Annotated in this window: 16 protein-coding genes; 11 read left to right on the top strand and 5 right to left on the bottom strand. The window is 59.0% G+C overall.

Annotated features, from left to right (window positions below; translation table 11 throughout):
- Nucleotides 1–2: 2 nt before the first annotated feature.
- The 5 genes from atuD to ACM6IV_RS23925 all read left to right on the top strand — a co-directional run bounded on the left by atuD (nt 3) and on the right by ACM6IV_RS23925 (nt 5,036).
- Nucleotides 3–1,160, top strand: coding sequence for a citronellyl-CoA dehydrogenase (gene atuD / locus ACM6IV_RS23945; protein WP_414871918.1), 1,158 nt, complete (start codon nt 3–5; stop codon nt 1,158–1,160).
- Complete coding sequence (locus ACM6IV_RS23940) at nt 1,157–1,954, top strand: enoyl-CoA hydratase/isomerase family protein (RefSeq protein WP_414871917.1); 798 nt, start codon at nt 1,157–1,159, stop codon at nt 1,952–1,954. Before atuD ends, ACM6IV_RS23940 begins: the two co-directional genes overlap by 4 nt.
- A 117-nt stretch (nt 1,955–2,071) precedes the next feature.
- A complete protein-coding gene (locus tag ACM6IV_RS23935; RefSeq protein WP_414871916.1) occupies nt 2,072–4,033 on the top strand; it encodes an acetyl/propionyl/methylcrotonyl-CoA carboxylase subunit alpha in 1,962 nt (653 codons plus the stop codon).
- A 70-nt stretch (nt 4,034–4,103) separates the two neighbouring features.
- Entirely contained in the window at nt 4,104–4,646 is a 543-nt protein-coding gene (locus ACM6IV_RS23930) for an exonuclease domain-containing protein (protein ID WP_414871915.1), read from the top strand.
- A 105-nt stretch (nt 4,647–4,751) separates the two neighbouring features.
- Nucleotides 4,752–5,036, top strand: coding sequence for a pyrimidine/purine nucleoside phosphorylase (locus ACM6IV_RS23925; protein WP_003226701.1), 285 nt, complete (start codon nt 4,752–4,754; stop codon nt 5,034–5,036).
- Nucleotides 5,037–5,108: 72 nt separating this feature from the next.
- Here ACM6IV_RS23925 and ACM6IV_RS23920 read toward each other — a convergent pair whose 3' ends face one another.
- The gene (locus tag ACM6IV_RS23920; RefSeq protein ID WP_414871914.1) at nt 5,109–5,915 is read right to left on the bottom strand and encodes an MOSC domain-containing protein; all 807 of its coding nucleotides are present in this window, start codon (nt 5,913–5,915) and stop codon (nt 5,109–5,111) included.
- 167 nt (nt 5,916–6,082) lie between these two features.
- Nucleotides 6,083–7,018, bottom strand: coding sequence for a chemotaxis protein CheV (locus tag ACM6IV_RS23915; protein WP_064391361.1), 936 nt, complete (start codon nt 7,016–7,018; stop codon nt 6,083–6,085).
- Between the two features lie 453 nt (nt 7,019–7,471).
- Here ACM6IV_RS23915 and ACM6IV_RS23910 point away from each other — a divergent pair, with 453 nt between their 5' ends.
- From ACM6IV_RS23910 to ACM6IV_RS23900, 3 genes are all read left to right on the top strand, one after another.
- The gene (locus ACM6IV_RS23910; RefSeq protein WP_414871913.1) at nt 7,472–7,939 is read left to right on the top strand and encodes a hypothetical protein; all 468 of its coding nucleotides are present in this window, start codon (nt 7,472–7,474) and stop codon (nt 7,937–7,939) included.
- Nucleotides 7,940–8,426: 487 nt separating this feature from the next.
- Nucleotides 8,427–9,320 carry a sensor histidine kinase gene (locus ACM6IV_RS23905; RefSeq protein WP_414871970.1) on the top strand — a complete coding sequence of 298 codons (894 nt, stop codon included), beginning with the start codon at nt 8,427–8,429 and terminating at the stop codon, nt 9,318–9,320.
- Nucleotides 9,317–9,976: a response regulator gene (locus ACM6IV_RS23900; protein ID WP_414871912.1), complete on the top strand. Its 660-nt coding sequence runs from the start codon at nt 9,317–9,319 to the stop codon at nt 9,974–9,976. Before ACM6IV_RS23905 ends, ACM6IV_RS23900 begins: the two co-directional genes overlap by 4 nt.
- Here the strand turns inward: ACM6IV_RS23900 and yegS are convergent.
- A complete protein-coding gene (gene yegS / locus ACM6IV_RS23895; protein ID WP_414871911.1) occupies nt 9,960–10,877 on the bottom strand; it encodes a lipid kinase YegS in 918 nt (305 codons plus the stop codon). The two genes, ACM6IV_RS23900 and yegS, sit on opposite strands and share 17 nt — an antisense overlap.
- Before the next feature lie 311 nt (nt 10,878–11,188).
- Here yegS and ACM6IV_RS23890 point away from each other — a divergent pair, with 311 nt between their 5' ends.
- The gene (locus tag ACM6IV_RS23890) at nt 11,189–11,497 is read left to right on the top strand and encodes a hypothetical protein (RefSeq protein ID WP_414871910.1); all 309 of its coding nucleotides are present in this window, start codon (nt 11,189–11,191) and stop codon (nt 11,495–11,497) included.
- Between the two features lie 60 nt (nt 11,498–11,557).
- Here ACM6IV_RS23890 and glp read toward each other — a convergent pair whose 3' ends face one another.
- Nucleotides 11,558–12,784: a gephyrin-like molybdotransferase Glp gene (glp, locus tag ACM6IV_RS23885; RefSeq protein WP_414871909.1), complete on the bottom strand. Its 1,227-nt coding sequence runs from the start codon at nt 12,782–12,784 to the stop codon at nt 11,558–11,560.
- Entirely contained in the window at nt 12,768–13,307 is a 540-nt protein-coding gene (gene moaB / locus ACM6IV_RS23880) for a molybdenum cofactor biosynthesis protein B (RefSeq protein ID WP_414871908.1), read from the bottom strand. Before moaB ends, glp begins: the two co-directional genes overlap by 17 nt.
- An 81-nt stretch (nt 13,308–13,388) precedes the next feature.
- Here moaB and mobA point away from each other — a divergent pair, with 81 nt between their 5' ends.
- Nucleotides 13,389–13,991 (top strand): molybdenum cofactor guanylyltransferase MobA, encoded by a 603-nt coding sequence (mobA, locus tag ACM6IV_RS23875; RefSeq protein ID WP_414871907.1) that lies wholly within the window; start codon nt 13,389–13,391, stop codon nt 13,989–13,991.
- A gap of 77 nt (nt 13,992–14,068) precedes the next feature.
- A complete protein-coding gene (locus ACM6IV_RS23870) occupies nt 14,069–14,290 on the top strand; it encodes a YgdI/YgdR family lipoprotein (RefSeq protein WP_016770600.1) in 222 nt (73 codons plus the stop codon).
- Nucleotides 14,291–14,364: the final 74 nt, after the last annotated feature.

Below are 14,364 nucleotides of genomic sequence, written 5' to 3'. Positions count from 1 at the left end.
CAATGATCTTCACCCCGGAACACGAAGCCCTGCGCCGTACCGTCCGCCAATTCGTCGAGCACGAGATCAATCCGCACGTCGAAGAATGGGAAAAGGCCGGGCGCTTTCCCATTCACGAGATTTTCCGCCAAGCCGGCGACCTCGGTTTGCTGGGGATTTCCAAGCCGGAAAAATTCGGCGGCATGGGCCTCGACTACAGCTATTCGATTGTCGCTGCCGAAGAGTTCGGCACCATCCATTGCGGCGGCATTCCGATGTCGATCGGCGTGCAGACCGATATGTGCACCCCGGCCCTCGCCCGCTTCGGCTCCGATGAACTGCGCGAAGAATTCCTGCGCCCGGCGATCACTGGCGAGCAGGTCGGCTGCATCGGGGTCTCCGAAGTCGGCGCCGGTTCGGACGTCGCCGGACTGAAAACCACCGCGCGCAAGGACGGCGACGACTATGTGATCAACGGCAGCAAGATGTGGATCACCAACTCGCCGAGCGCCGATTTCATCTGCCTGCTGGCCAACACCTCGGACGACAAACCGCACATCAACAAATCGCTGATCATGGTGCCGATGAACACCCCGGGGATCAGCCTCAGCTCGCACCTGGACAAGCTCGGCATGCGCAGCTCGGAAACCGCCCAGGTGTTTTTCGACAACGTCCGCGTGCCGCAGCGCAATCGCATTGGCCATGAAGGCGCCGGGTTCATGATGCAGATGCTGCAGTTTCAGGAAGAACGTCTGTTCGGCGCGGCGAACATGATCAAAGGCCTGGAATATTGCGTCGACAGCACCATCGAGTACTGCAAGGAGCGCAAAACCTTCGGCAATGCGCTGATCGACAATCAGGTCATCCACTTCCGTCTCGCCGAATTGCAGACCGAAATCGAATGCCTGCGCGCGCTGGTCTACCAGGCCACCGAGCAATATGTAAAAGGCCAGGACGTCACGCGGCTGGCGTCGATGGCCAAACTCAAGGCCGGGCGTCTGGGCCGCGAAGTCAGTGACAGTTGCCTGCAATATTGGGGCGGCATGGGCTTCATGTGGGACAACCCGGTGGCCCGCGCCTACCGCGATGTGCGGCTGGTATCGATCGGCGGCGGCGCCGACGAAATCATGCTGGGGATCATCTGCAAACTGATGGGCATCCTCCCGGGGAAAAAGAAATGAGCAGCCTGCCGCAATGCCAGACGCTGTTGCTGGAACTGCACGGTGGCGTGCTGCACGTCACCCTCCATCGGCCGGACAGTCGTAACGCGATGAGCCTGCAGATGGTCAGTGAACTGCGCGCGGTGCTGGCGGCTGTGCGTGATGACCGTGCGGTTAGGGCCATGGTGCTCAGCGGTGCCGGCGGGCATTTCTGTGCCGGTGGCGACATCAAGGACATGGCCAGTGCCCGTGCTCAGGGTACCGAGGCTTATCGCGATCTGAATCGCGCGTTCGGCGCCCTGCTGGAAGAAGCACAGCACGCGCCGCAAGTGCTGATCACTGTGTTGCAGGGCGCGGTGCTCGGCGGCGGTTTCGGGCTGGCGTGTGTCAGTGACATCGCGATTGCCGACCATCAGGCGCAATTCGGCCTGCCGGAAACCAGTCTCGGCTTGCTGCCGGCGCAGATTGCGCCGTTTGTGGTGCAGCGCATCGGCCTGACCGAAACTCGCCGATTGGCGCTCACGGCGGCGCGTTTCGATGGGCATCAGGCACGGCGCCTGGGGCTGGTGCATTTTGTCGAGCAGGATGCGCAAGCACTCGCCGAGCGCTTGGATGAGGTGTTGCAACACGTGCTGTGTTGCGCGCCGGAAGCGAATGCCATGACCAAGAAATTGTTGTTGGCCAGTGCCGGGCAGCCGTCTAGCGAATTGCTCGATGAGGCCGCGCAGTGGTTCAGCGAAGCAGTGACTGGCGACGAGGGGATCGAGGGCACCATGGCTTTCGTGCAAAAGCGTAAACCGCGGTGGGCCAGCTAAAAGCTTCGCGAGCAGGCTCGCTCCCACAGGTTTTGTGAACGATGCAAATTCCTGTGGGAGCGAGCTTGCTCGCGAAGAGGCCAGCCAATCCACCGCCAAATACTCAGGAAGATCACCATGCCCGCCCTCCACAAAATCCTGATCGCCAACCGCGGTGAAATCGCCTGCCGCATCCAGCGCACCGCCCAAGCCTTGGGCTACCGCACCGTCGCCGTTTTCTCCGACGCCGACGCCGATGCCCTGCACGTGCAAATGGCCGATCAAGCGGTTCGCATTGGCCCGTCGCCGGTGCAGCAGTCGTACCTCAACATCCCTGCGATCCTCGACGCTGCTCGCCGCAGCGGCGCCGACGCGATCCATCCCGGCTACGGTTTTCTCTCGGAAAATGCCGAGTTCGCCCGCGCCTGTGAGCAGGCCGGACTGATCTTCATCGGCCCCAGCGTCGAAGCCATCGAATTGATGGGCAGCAAACGCCGCTCGAAAATCGCCATGCTCGAAGCGGGTGTGCCCTGCATCGCTGGTTATCAAGGCGCCGAACAGGACGATGCGACCCTGCTGCGGGAAGCCGAGCGCATCGGCTACCCACTGATGATTAAGGCCAGCGCCGGCGGTGGCGGGCGCGGCATGCGTCTGTTGCACAACGCGGCTGATTTGCCGGCGCAACTGCGCACCGCGCGTTCCGAAGCATTGAACGGTTTTGGCAGTGACGAGTTGATCCTCGAACAGGCCCTGATCGAACCTCGGCATGTCGAAGTGCAGCTGTTCGGCGATCAACACGGCAACCTGATCTACCTCGGCGAACGCGATTGCTCGATCCAGCGTCGCCATCAGAAAGTCATCGAGGAAGCGCCTTGCCCGGTTATGACCGCCGAGTTGCGGCAAGCCATGGGGGAAGCGGCCTTGCAGGCCGGGCGCGCCGTGAACTATGTCGGCGCCGGTACCGTGGAATTTCTGCTCGATGCGCGCGGACAGTTCTACTTTCTGGAGATGAACACCCGCCTGCAAGTCGAGCACCCCGTGACTGAATTGATCACCGGGCTGGATCTGGTTGCGTGGCAATTGCTCGTTGCCGAGGGACAACCATTGCCGCTGACTCAAGAGCAAGTCCAGCTCAGCGGACATGCCATGGAGGTGCGGCTTTACGCCGAGGATCCTGCACAAGACTTTCTCCCGCAAACCGGCCGTGTTCAGGCCTGGGAGCCGGCACTCAAGCAAGGTGCGCGAATCGATCATGGTTTGCTGGAAGGGCAAGCGGTCAGCCCGTTTTACGACCCGATGCTGGGCAAACTGATCGCCTCTGGCGCCACGCGCGAAGAGGCCCGACGCAACCTGTTGCGCGCGGTGCAGGACACAGTGTTATTGGGCGTGCACAGCAATCAGCGCCTGCTCGCCTGCCTGTTGCAACATCCGCAGTTCATCAGCGGCGAATTCAGTACCAACTTCATCGCCGAGCACTTTAGCGATCACCCTTGCCTGCACCGCTACATTCCGGATGCCGAGGAGCTGGCGATCGCAACGGTGCTTTTCTATCAAACCAGCGCCCGCAGCCACCGTGCGCCACTTAACGGCTGGCGCAACAACGCCAATGTGCCGCTGCATTATCGCCTCGGCCTCGACGATCAGACCTGGACCGTGCAACTGCTCGCGCGAGCGCAAGACGTGTTCAACGTGCGGGTAGCCGAACGCACGCTCGAATTGAAACTCATCAACCATGATGCACAGTCAGTGACGCTGGAGATCGACGGTTTGCGCCAGCGTCATGCCTATCGACTCGATGTGGGGCAGCTTTGGTTGTTCACCCATCCCGGCAGTTTGTGCCTGGAGGATCGAACTCATGCCGTGATCGGCAGTCAGACCAGCGCCAGTTCCGGCACCTTGAAAGCGCCGATGGACGGTGCCATCGTCGACGTACTGGTCAGCGAAGGCAGTGCAGTCAGCAAAGGTCAGTTGCTGGTGGTGCTGGAGGCAATGAAAATGGAGCACCCGCTCAAGGCCGGCATCGACGGCGTGCTCAAGCGGGTGCAGGTCAAGGTCGGCGATCAGGTAAAAAATCGTCAGGTTCTGTTGCAGGTCGAGTAGTCGCCCACACACCCATGCGGGTTTTGACTACGCTCTGAGTTATCAGAACGCGGAAATCAGGAACCCTGCGATGCCTCACTGGCTGGTCATAGATCTGGAAGCCACCACCGATGAGGGGGGCTGGCCGGTCACCGAAATGGAAATTATCGAGATCGGCGCCACCCTGGTCGATCGCGCCGGGCGCGAGCAGGATCACTTCCAGCGTTTCGTCAAACCGACGCGACGGCCTTTGCTTACGCCTTTCTGTCGTGAACTGACCCACATCACCCAGGCCAATATCGACTCGGCACAGCCGCTAAACGAAGTCTGGCCGGCATTCGAACGCTGGCTCGCGCAACACCAGACACGCCTCGAAGGCTGGGCCAGTTGGGGTGATTACGACCGCAAGCAATTGCTGCAGGAATGGCAGCGCCTGCACATCGACAGCGGCTTGAGCCGAGTGCCGCACATGAACCTCAAACAACGCTTCGCCAAGGCCCGACGCCTGGAGCGGCCGCTGGGCCTCAACGGCGCGCTGCAACTGGCCGGCATGCAGTTCAGCGGTCAGCAACATAGGGCGCTGGAGGATGCGCGCAACACCGCGCGCCTGTTGCCACTGGTTTTGCCACTCTAGGGTCGATTCGAGAACTCAGCGGACAGGCGCCGGGCAGGTGACGGCGCGAAAAGCCTTGTGCATACTGGCCGCCTCCCATTTCTGACCCTTTTCGAGGAATCGCCCATGTTTAAAGTCAACGAGTACTTCGACGGCACCGTCAAGTCGATCGCCTTTGGCACCGCTGAAGGTCCGGCGACCATTGGCGTCATGGCCCCGGGCGAATACGAATTCGGCACCGCTCAGCGTGAAATCATGCACGTGGTGTCCGGCGCACTGACGGTCAAACTGCCTGACAGCAGCGACTGGGAAACCTTCGCCGCTGGCAGCCAGTTCAACGTTCCGGCCAACAGCAAGTTTCAGCTGAAAGTCGCCGTCGACACTGCTTACCTGTGCGAATACCGCGGCTGAACCCACGGTTTTCACTGTGACAAAAAAATGCCCGTGTCCAAGGACGCGGGCATTTTTCGTTTCAGTGGCGGATTACTCAAGAATCTCCACCGGCATGCCGACTTCGAGTCGACCGTTGCTGTCGTTGACCAGATTCTGCCCGAACATCGCGCCATCAGCTTCGGCACGATACTTCTGCAAGGTGGCCAGTGGCTCGCGATCGGCACTGCGCTCACCGGTTTGCGGGTCGATGGTGGTGAGGATGCAGCGCGAACACGGCTTGACCACGCGGAATTCGACATCGCCAATGCGAATGCGCTTCCAACGGTCTTCGGCATAAGCCTCACTGCCTTCAATCACCAGGTTTGGGCGAAAACGCAGCATCTCCAATGATCGTCCGACCTTTTGCGAAAGATCCTGCAGCGAGGCCTCGCCGATCAACAACAAGGGAAATCCGTCGGCGAACGCGACCTGATCGTCATCCTTGCCAACGCCTGCCTGGGTGGTGCGGGCGCGATCCAGCGGCACCTGCACCAGACGGGTCGGTTTGCCGATGAAATCACTGACCCAACGCGCCGCCTCATCGCCGGCATCCGGCACGCGCAAGGTGTCACGCCAGATCGTCACGCCGCGCAGTTCGGCGTCGTTGCCCGGCAAGGCGATATCGATGGAGGACTGTTGTGGCGCACTGAGGGTCAGGCCGCCCTGCGCATTCCACAGGGCCGACAATTGACTCATCTTCGCTTCGGCGCGCTGGGTCAGGAAGCGCCCGCTGGCTTCGTCCACGAGCATCCAGCGTCGGTCGCCATCAAGACCCAGCTTGTCGAGTTCAACATTTTGCAGCACATCGACTTTGCCGGATTTCAACGGGTAACGATAAAGCGCGCTCAGACGCAGCATGGCCAACTCCCTGGTGGGTAAAAACGCCACCCTATACGAGCTTGATCAGGAATCAAAGAGCAATAAGTGCAGGAGTGAGCCTGCTCGCGATAGTGGTGTGTCAGGTAATGATTCGGGGCTGATACATCGCTATCGCGAGCAGGCTCACTCCTGCAATGGGTGTGTGATCAGGCCGGGACTTCGTCAAGCATCAGGCGCTGACGAACGACGTCGACCAGTTTGTCCGGCTGGAATTTCGAGAGAAAGTTGTCGCAGCCGACCTTCTTCACCATCGAGTCGTTGAAACTGCCGGACAGCGAAGTGTGCAGCACCACGTACAGCCCTCGCAGACGCGGATCGTTGCGGATTTCGGTAGTCAGACGATAACCGTCCATTTCCGGCATTTCCGCATCGGTGAAAATCATCAACAGCTTGTCGGTCATGTTCACGCCGGTATCGGCCCAGGCCTTGAGCATGTTCAGAGCCTTCAGGCCATCGCTGGCAATGTGCATTTTCACCCCGAGCTGGCCGAGGGTGTCGCGCAATTGCGAGAGCGCCACGTTGGAGTCGTCCACCAGCAACACTTCCCGACCACGGGCGCGTTCCAGCACCGGATCATCGAGTTTTTCACGGGAGACTTTGGCGTTGTACGGGACGATCTCGGCGAGAACTTTCTCGACGTCGATGATTTCCACCAGTTGATCGTCGACCTTGCTGATTGCGGTCAGATAATGCTGACGCCCGGCGCTGGTCGGCGGCGGCAGAATGGCTTCCCAGTTCATGTTGACGATGCGATCCACACCGCCCACGAGGAAAGCCTGCACCGAACGGTTGTATTCGGTAACGATGATGGTGCTGTTCGGTCCCGGAACCAACGGACGCATGCCGATCGCCTGCGACAGGTCAATGACCGGTAAAGTCTGACCGCGCAGATTGACCACACCGCACACAAACGGGTGGCGCTGCGGCATCAAGGTCAGTTTCGGCAGTTGCAGCACTTCCTGAACCTTGAACACGTTGATCGCGAACAACTGGCGCCCGGCCAGTCGAAACATGAGAATTTCCAGGCGATTCTCACCCACCAGTTGCGTGCGTTGGTCTACCGTGTCGAGAATGCCGGCCATCAATGACTCCTGGGCTTGTTCTGATGAATTCACTATGTGAGGTTATCGGCGGCAAATGGCAGTTCTTGATTGCCATACCCACCCCGTCAAAAATGCCGCGAACAGGCATTGATGTCACATTAACATCATGCTTTACTGGCCCGGTGAATTTCATCTGCTACATTCTCTGCAGCGCGACCTCGGTTCGCACTGTAGGTTCCCGCGCCTAAGGGATTCCCCTAGTATCAATCAGGCCTAACCTGATATTCGCAGTATCCAATAGCCATTAATGTGACGCCATTCTCATTGCATGAACGGAGTCAGGCTATTGTGTGCGATCGCAGTTCAGTGGAAACAACCCCTCTGGAACCCCTCAGTCTGTGCACTTGCACCTCTGGGCGCGATCTCCCGTCGATTCATGATCGTCGCCACACACGGCATTCCCTCATCAGACATGACGTTGTGGAGATAAGCATGCCAATGGACCGCAAAGAGTGGGTGCAGCGCTTCCCCGAATTCCTTGTCGAGGCCGAGCAACTCCTGGCCAAGTCCGAAGAATGCCTCAGCCATCTGCAATTGATCAGCAATGACAAGGACGCCATCGAGTGCATGCTCGCTACGCTGCTCAAACTTGCACGCCGCGCTGAAGCGCTGGCGCTGGAGGCGATTTCCGAGTTCTCCCTGCATATTTACAGCCTGCTTAACCTCAATCAGGATCACGTCGACCTTCACGAACAGGCCCTGCAAGCCTTGCAGGATTGCTTCACGCTAATGGCCTGGCAACTCGAACTGGTCGACCAGCAGACCGGGCAACTGAGCCTTGATGAAAGCGAGCAGACTTCACTGATCGAAGCATTCGCCTTCCAGGTCGGCCAGAGTCAGCTCAAGCCGCCGCTGGCGGGCAAACGTTTGCCTCAAATGCCCTTTTCGGGACAGGCCTGATCAGCACTCCGGTTCGCGCAGCTGTCCTGGACGCACTCGTTGAGTGTCGTTATTGAATGGTTCATGCCTGCCAACGACAAATCGAATTAAATAATCCGCTCTGACCGCCACTGGTATTTTCCGCCGGACTCAGGGTTTGCCTGTGTGTTAAAAAGCCCAACTTCAGGCAACACCGATAACCTGACAAACGCAATAAACCGAGTTTTTTCCATTATGGAACTTGCGTCCAATGTCATGTATTTCCTGACTGGATGGACATATATAGCAAGCGCGACCAACGGTATCTTAAGTGGTATTATGCCGACCACTAATTGCTTTCAAATTAATGGCACAGTGATTTCAGAGATAGCTATCCACTGAAGTTGGCGGTCAACAGGTTTACCGAACCGCGTTGAAATCAATAACATAATTGACAGCATTTTCAGACAGAGACCCGCCAGCCCCCGGCCGGTCTGCCCGCAGCGAACATCCATTGGCTCCATCCGTTATGTACGCCAGTCTCAAGTCAATCACTACATGGCCACCCTCCCGGGAAAATGCTCGCCGGTTCACACTCATACTGTGTGTCGCGGCAACACTCGGGAGCCTGCTGACCTACGTTCTTTCAACACCACTTTGCCTGGGATTACTGCTGCTCGATATTGCCGCCACTGCGTGTGTCTGGGTGCAATATCGGCTGTCACGTAAATCGATCAAATTCCAGCCGCAGGAACTCGCTGACCGTTTGCTGGAAGTCCAGGAAAACGAGCGTCATCGTCTCAGCCGCGAACTGCATGACGATATCGGCCAGCTGTTGACGGCCGCCAAACTGCAGAGCGAATGGCTCAAGCGACGCCTGCCGGATGACTTGCAGGAGCAATGCACAGCGCTGTGCGACACCCTCGAAGAAACCCTCAACAAGGTGCGCGACGTTTCGGCCATTCTCAATCCCCGTCAGCTGACCAGCCTGGGGCTTGAAGCCAGTCTGCGCGCGCATTTGCTCAAGACATTGGCCAACACCAACGTGCACTGGAGCCTCGATTGCCAGCAGCGCCTCAATGGTATTCCGGAAGAAATGGCGGTCGCCGCCTTTCGTATTACCCAAGAGGCGGTTACCAATATCCTGCGTCACGCACAGGCGAAAAATCTGGTAATACGTGTGCAACGTCTGCCCAAAGGCCTGACGTTACTGATCAGCGATGACGGTCTGGGATTCGCCCCGGCGGCCAATCCGGGTCTCGAAGGACAACGTGGCATGGCCGGGATGGCCGAACGAATCGAGCAACTGGGTGGCACCCTGAACGTCATCAGCGAACCGGGCAAAGGCACCCAAATCGAAGCACTCTTCCCCTGGGCGCCACGCGCACTCGAGCGGGCCAGTACGAATAAGGTTATGCGTTGACTTGCAACTTACTTCTGGTGGATGACCACTCGCTGATCAGGGCCGGCGTGCGCGCTCTGGTGCTGGATATTCCCGGTTACGCGGTGATTGGCGAAGCCAATGACGGTTCGCAGTTGCTCGAAATGGTCGAGCAACTGAGTCCGGATATCGTGTTGCTGGATATCTCCATGAAAGAGACCGGTGGCCTGGAAGCCCTGCAACGGCTCAAACGCGTGCGTCCGCAGAGCAAGGTGCTGATCCTGTCGATGCACACCGATCCGGCGCTGATCATGCAGGCACTGGAATCCGGCGCCCACGGCTATCTGCTCAAGGACACCACGGCCACCGAACTCGAACATGCACTGGAGGCCTTGCGCAACAACGAGCGCTACCTGAGTCCGGCGATCGCCCATACCGTGATCAATCAGGCCCTGACGCGTAATCAGAAACAGCCGCCGGAGCCCGCCGACTCGCACAATCTGACTGCGCGCCAACTGGAAATCCTGCGCTTGATCGTGCGCGGAAAATCCACTCGGGAAATAGCCAATGGCCTGGGCCTGAGCATCAAGACTGTCGAGACCCACCGCTCGCAGATCATGAAACGCCTGCAAATCTACGACGTGGCGGGCCTGGTGCTGTTCGCCGTGCGCGAGCAGATCATCAGTCTGGACGATTGACCAGGCCGGCGCTGCTCAACAGTGGAGAATGTTCCGGCAAATGCACACGCAATGCCGCCGGGCGTGCCTCGAATCGCATACTGTCGCCTTCCAGCGGTTCGCCATCAAGATTGATACACAGCCCTTCGGCCACTTTGATTTCGACCCACGGCAAACGGGTTCGAACAAACATGTTATCAATCCCGAATCCGTCGCTGAGCAGCGTCTTCAAGGTACCCACCAACTCCTGTGGTGCAGGCAGAATGCTGATATCCAGCAACCCATCATCGGCCAGCGCCTCCGGGCACAAAACATGTCCGCCGCCGGCCTGACGGCCATTGCCGATGCCCAGCGCCAACAGCTCGCCACGCCAGTGAAAATCCGGTCCCTGAAGTTCGCCATACGCGGCATGCAGCTCGCTGAATCGCGACAGACCGGTGAACAGATAGGCGGCGCCCCCAAGGACTTTCTTCAGGTCCTCGGAGGTATTGGCCGTGACCTGACTGCCGAAACCACCGGTGGCCATATTGAGGAAAATCTGTCCGCCCACTTCGCCCAGATCGATGGCCCGCGGCGGCACATCGAGCAGTTCAAGGGCTTCGGCGGGCTCCAGAGGTACGCCGGCGGCGCGGGAAAAATCGTTGGCAGTGCCCAAGGGCAAAAGCACAAGGCTGGCTTTGCCAGGATCCGCGGCGAGCGCTTCGGCGATGTCACGCAAGGTACCATCGCCGCCGCCGGCAATGATTTTCGTGTAGCCGTCCGCCAAGGCTTGCTTCACCCAGCGCTGCGCATCCCCCGCCTCCCAGGTGAGACGCACGGCCAGGTCCCAGCCTTGCTTGCGCTTGTCCTCGACGGCGGTGCGTACCGCCTCGTTGAGTGCCTGCTTGCCATGCAGAATCAACAGCGCGCGGCGTTCGCTCATCACATCACTCCCAAATCGTTCGGTTGAGACATCTTGACCACTGGCGCACGTAAAAAAGCCGTCAGACCCGTAATTAATTCAGCGTTGCGACCTCGACGTCCTACACGGCGGTATTTTTTCTTACAAAACATGCGGAATCGGCTCAATTGACCCGGTTCGAGCATTGGGTCACCGTGTGCTGGCGTTATCAATTTTCAATCCAACACACAAGGACGTGCATGCAATGAGTGGATACACCCCATGGGCTCTTGTCAGTTCGAGAGCCGGAAAAGGTCGCAAGCGAACAGTTGAAACAACCGGTGGATGCTTCCATGCCAAGTCATGAAGCCAGAATACCCGTGAGCCCGGTTGGCCCCCTTGTCGAGAGTCGCGCGAATCAAAAGGCCGACTTCAAAAACAGCGCCAGAACCACTGGAGAAGTTGATATGGAACCTCGTGTTACCGAGCTGGAAACCCATCTCAAATACCTTCGACGGGACATGGACGAAGTCCGCTGTGATGTCAGAACAATCAAGCACCGGCTTGCCTACTCGGCGGGTGCAACAGCAGTACTGCTCGGTCTGCTGGGCTGGGTGGCCAACAGCCGGTTCGACCAGCTTGTGACACTGGTCAGTAATTAACTGAATGAGTCATTGCAGGCGCCGACCAGTGCGCCGACGCCTGCATCTGCGGGACTGCGATCAGTCCAGCAGGTCACTTAGCGGTATGAAGGCCACTGACTCTCCCGCGGTCAATGTGCGACCTTCCAGCACTTCGACCAACCCATCTGCCCAAGCGGCGCTACGCAGCACGCCTGAGCTCTGATTGCGGTAAACAGCCGCCCGCCCTTGCTCCAGACGTCCGCGCAGGTACTCACGCCGATTGCCTGCTACCGGCCAGTCAAAACCCGCCGGCACGGTAAATTTCAGCGGCTCGACGTCCCGCACGCCCTGACGGCGTAACAGGTAAGGTCGAGTAAGCAGCGCAAAGGTCACCAATGTCGACGCCGGATTCCCAGGCAAGCCGATGACCGGCACGCTGCGAAAATGGCCAAACGTCAGAGGTTTTCCGGGTTTGATTGCAAGTTTCCAGAGGGCAAGCTCGCCTTCTTCGCGCAAGGCGACACCGAGAAAATCTGCCTCACCCACCGACACGCCGCCGGTGGAAAGAATCAGATCAACATTCTGCAATTCGCCCAAACGCGCACGGGTTGTGATCAGATCGTCCGGGAGAATACCGGCGTCGATCACCTCACAGCCCAGACGTTGCAACCAACTGCACAGCAGCACCCGGTTACTGTTGTATATCTGCCCAGGCCCCAGTGCCTGGCCCGGTTCGACCAACTCGTCGCCGGTGGAAATCACCGCAACGCGAACCTTGCGCACCACCTTCAGCCCGGCACAGCCCAACGATGCAGCCAGCCCTTGCTCTATCGGACCCAGCCGGGTTCCGGCGGGCAGGATCAGCTCACCGACCGTGGTTTCCTGACCTTGCGGGCGGATGTTCTGCCCGGCTTTCATCGGCGCCAGGAATCGCACCCTTTCATCGGCTTGAACCTCGGCGTTTTCCTGCATTTCCACGCAATCAGCGCCCGCAGGTACTGGCGCCCCGGTGAAAATCCGCGCACAGGTGCCTGGCTTCAGCGGTTCGGGGGATTGCCCGGCAAATATCTTCTGACTGACCGGCATCGGATCGCCCGACCAGTCGGCCAGATTAAGCGCATAACCATCCATGGCGCTGTTCGGCCACGGTGGCAGATCCAGGGTCGAAACCAGGTCTTCGCTCAGTACACGGCCCTGAACCTGAGCCAACGGCAAATACTCATGCTCGACAATCGGCGAAGCCTCGGCCATGTCGAGCAGGCGTGCCAGCGCCACCTCGACCGGCATCAGTGTCCCGGTCTTGCCTGGCTTACCCACGGGATTCACAAGGCGCAGCCTGCTTCAAATGCGTCACGAAGTTACACGGGCGATGACGCGCGTCCAACTGCTCGCCGAGAATGCCATCCCAACCGGTGCGTACGGCATTGGTCGAGCCCGGCAAGCAGCACACCAGCGTGCCATTGGCCAGACCGGCCAGCGCACGGGACTGAACGGTTGAGGTCCCGATATCGGCTACAGAAATCTGTCGGAACAACTCACCAAACCCGTCGACCTGCTTGTCCAGCAGGCAGGCAACTGCTTCGGGTGTGCTGTCGCGACCGGTGAACCCGGTACCGCCGGTGATCAGCACGACCTGCACGACATCGTCAGCAATCCAGGTGGCGACTTGCGCGCGAATTTTGTAGAGGTCATCTTTGAGCAAAATCCGCTCCGCCAGATGGTGGCCCGCCGCCGTCAAGCGGTCGACGAAGACCTGGCCTGAGGTGTCGGTTTCCAGCGTACGGGTGTCACTGACTGTCAGTACCGCGATATTGAGCGGCACGAAAGGTACATCAGCCTTGGCTTTCATAGGCTCGTCCAGTTGTAGGAGAAACAGCCCGGTGTTATATCACAGCGCCCCATTTTTTCGCCGCCCCTCTGGAGAGCTGCCATGAGCCTCGATACGCAATTGCCCCCCTGCTCCATTCTGCTCCTGGCAGGCGGACGCGGCCAACGCATGGGCGGTCAGGACAAAGGCTTGGTCGAGTGGCTGGGCGAGCCGTTGATTGCGCATCTGCAGCGCAAGGTTCGTACACTGACTGACGACCTGATCATCTCCTGCAACCGCAATCGCGAGCGTTACGCGCCGTTCGCCGATCAATTGGTGGTCGATGACGAAGACGATTTTCCGGGGCCATTGGCCGGCATTCGTGCAGGCCTGAAAGCTGCACGCCATCGCCATCTGCTGGTTTTACCCTGCGACGTGCCGCGAATTGACGCAGCGCTGCTGCAAGACATGCGCGAAACCGCCAATTTGAATCCTGAAAAACCTTTAATGTTGCGCCATGACGGTCATTGGGAACCGCTGCTGTGTGTGATTCCGGTGGTCCTTCTAGCGGCCTTCGAAGACGCCTGGAACGCCGGTGAGCGCAGCCCCGGGCGGGTCATGCGCGAGCTCGGTGCCACTGCCCTGCAATGCCCGGACAACGACCCGCGACTGGCCAACCTCAACACTCCCGAACTGTTAAATTCGCACAACACTGTGTCAGACTGATACCAATCAAGGAACTCTCACGCCTTGCATACGTCTCAAGCTCAGTAACCAAAAGAATTTACATTCGGAGACACACCATGACTCAACGGACCCTCGCCACTTTCATGCTCGCACTGGGCCTTGCCACCCTCGCCGGTTGCTCGTCGCCTACAGTGATCACCTTGAATGACGGTCGCGAAATCCAGGCCGTCGACACCCCGAAATACGATGACGATTCGGGTTTCTACGAGTTCCAACAGCTGGACGGCAAAGAGACTCGCATCAACAAGGATCAGGTTCGTACCGTTAAAGAGCTGTAAGCTCTGGCTCGACACCGGATACAAAAAAGCCCGCATTGATTGCGGGCTTTTTCATGGGCGCTGGAAAAGTGACG

This window comes from Pseudomonas sp. IT-347P, assembly GCF_949768005.1.
In the GTDB taxonomy this organism is placed as follows: Bacteria; Pseudomonadota; Gammaproteobacteria; order Pseudomonadales; family Pseudomonadaceae; genus Aquipseudomonas.
This window is presented reverse-complemented; position numbering and strand designations above follow the sequence as displayed.

What these genes read in the sequence shown, in the direction of transcription:
- ACM6IV_RS23870 (WP_016770600.1), top strand. Translation starts at nt 14,069, where the DNA reads ATGACTCAACGGACCCTCGCCACTTTCATGCTCGCACTGGGCCTTGCC.
- yegS (WP_414871911.1), bottom strand. Translation starts at nt 10,877, where the DNA reads ATGAGCGAACGCCGCGCGCTGTTGATTCTGCATGGCAAGCAGGCACTC.
- ACM6IV_RS23930 (WP_414871915.1), top strand. Translation starts at nt 4,104, where the DNA reads ATGCCTCACTGGCTGGTCATAGATCTGGAAGCCACCACCGATGAGGGG.
- ACM6IV_RS23920 (WP_414871914.1), bottom strand. Translation starts at nt 5,915, where the DNA reads ATGCTGCGTCTGAGCGCGCTTTATCGTTACCCGTTGAAATCCGGCAAA.
- moaB (WP_414871908.1), bottom strand. Translation starts at nt 13,307, where the DNA reads ATGAAAGCCAAGGCTGATGTACCTTTCGTGCCGCTCAATATCGCGGTA.
- ACM6IV_RS23935 (WP_414871916.1), top strand. Translation starts at nt 2,072, where the DNA reads ATGCCCGCCCTCCACAAAATCCTGATCGCCAACCGCGGTGAAATCGCC.
- ACM6IV_RS23940 (WP_414871917.1), top strand. Translation starts at nt 1,157, where the DNA reads ATGAGCAGCCTGCCGCAATGCCAGACGCTGTTGCTGGAACTGCACGGT.
- ACM6IV_RS23925 (WP_003226701.1), top strand. Translation starts at nt 4,752, where the DNA reads ATGTTTAAAGTCAACGAGTACTTCGACGGCACCGTCAAGTCGATCGCC.
- ACM6IV_RS23890 (WP_414871910.1), top strand. Translation starts at nt 11,189, where the DNA reads ATGCCAAGTCATGAAGCCAGAATACCCGTGAGCCCGGTTGGCCCCCTT.
- ACM6IV_RS23905 (WP_414871970.1), top strand. Translation starts at nt 8,427, where the DNA reads ATGTACGCCAGTCTCAAGTCAATCACTACATGGCCACCCTCCCGGGAA.
- ACM6IV_RS23910 (WP_414871913.1), top strand. Translation starts at nt 7,472, where the DNA reads ATGCCAATGGACCGCAAAGAGTGGGTGCAGCGCTTCCCCGAATTCCTT.
- atuD (WP_414871918.1), top strand. Translation starts at nt 3, where the DNA reads ATGATCTTCACCCCGGAACACGAAGCCCTGCGCCGTACCGTCCGCCAA.
- mobA (WP_414871907.1), top strand. Translation starts at nt 13,389, where the DNA reads ATGAGCCTCGATACGCAATTGCCCCCCTGCTCCATTCTGCTCCTGGCA.
- ACM6IV_RS23915 (WP_064391361.1), bottom strand. Translation starts at nt 7,018, where the DNA reads ATGGCCGGCATTCTCGACACGGTAGACCAACGCACGCAACTGGTGGGT.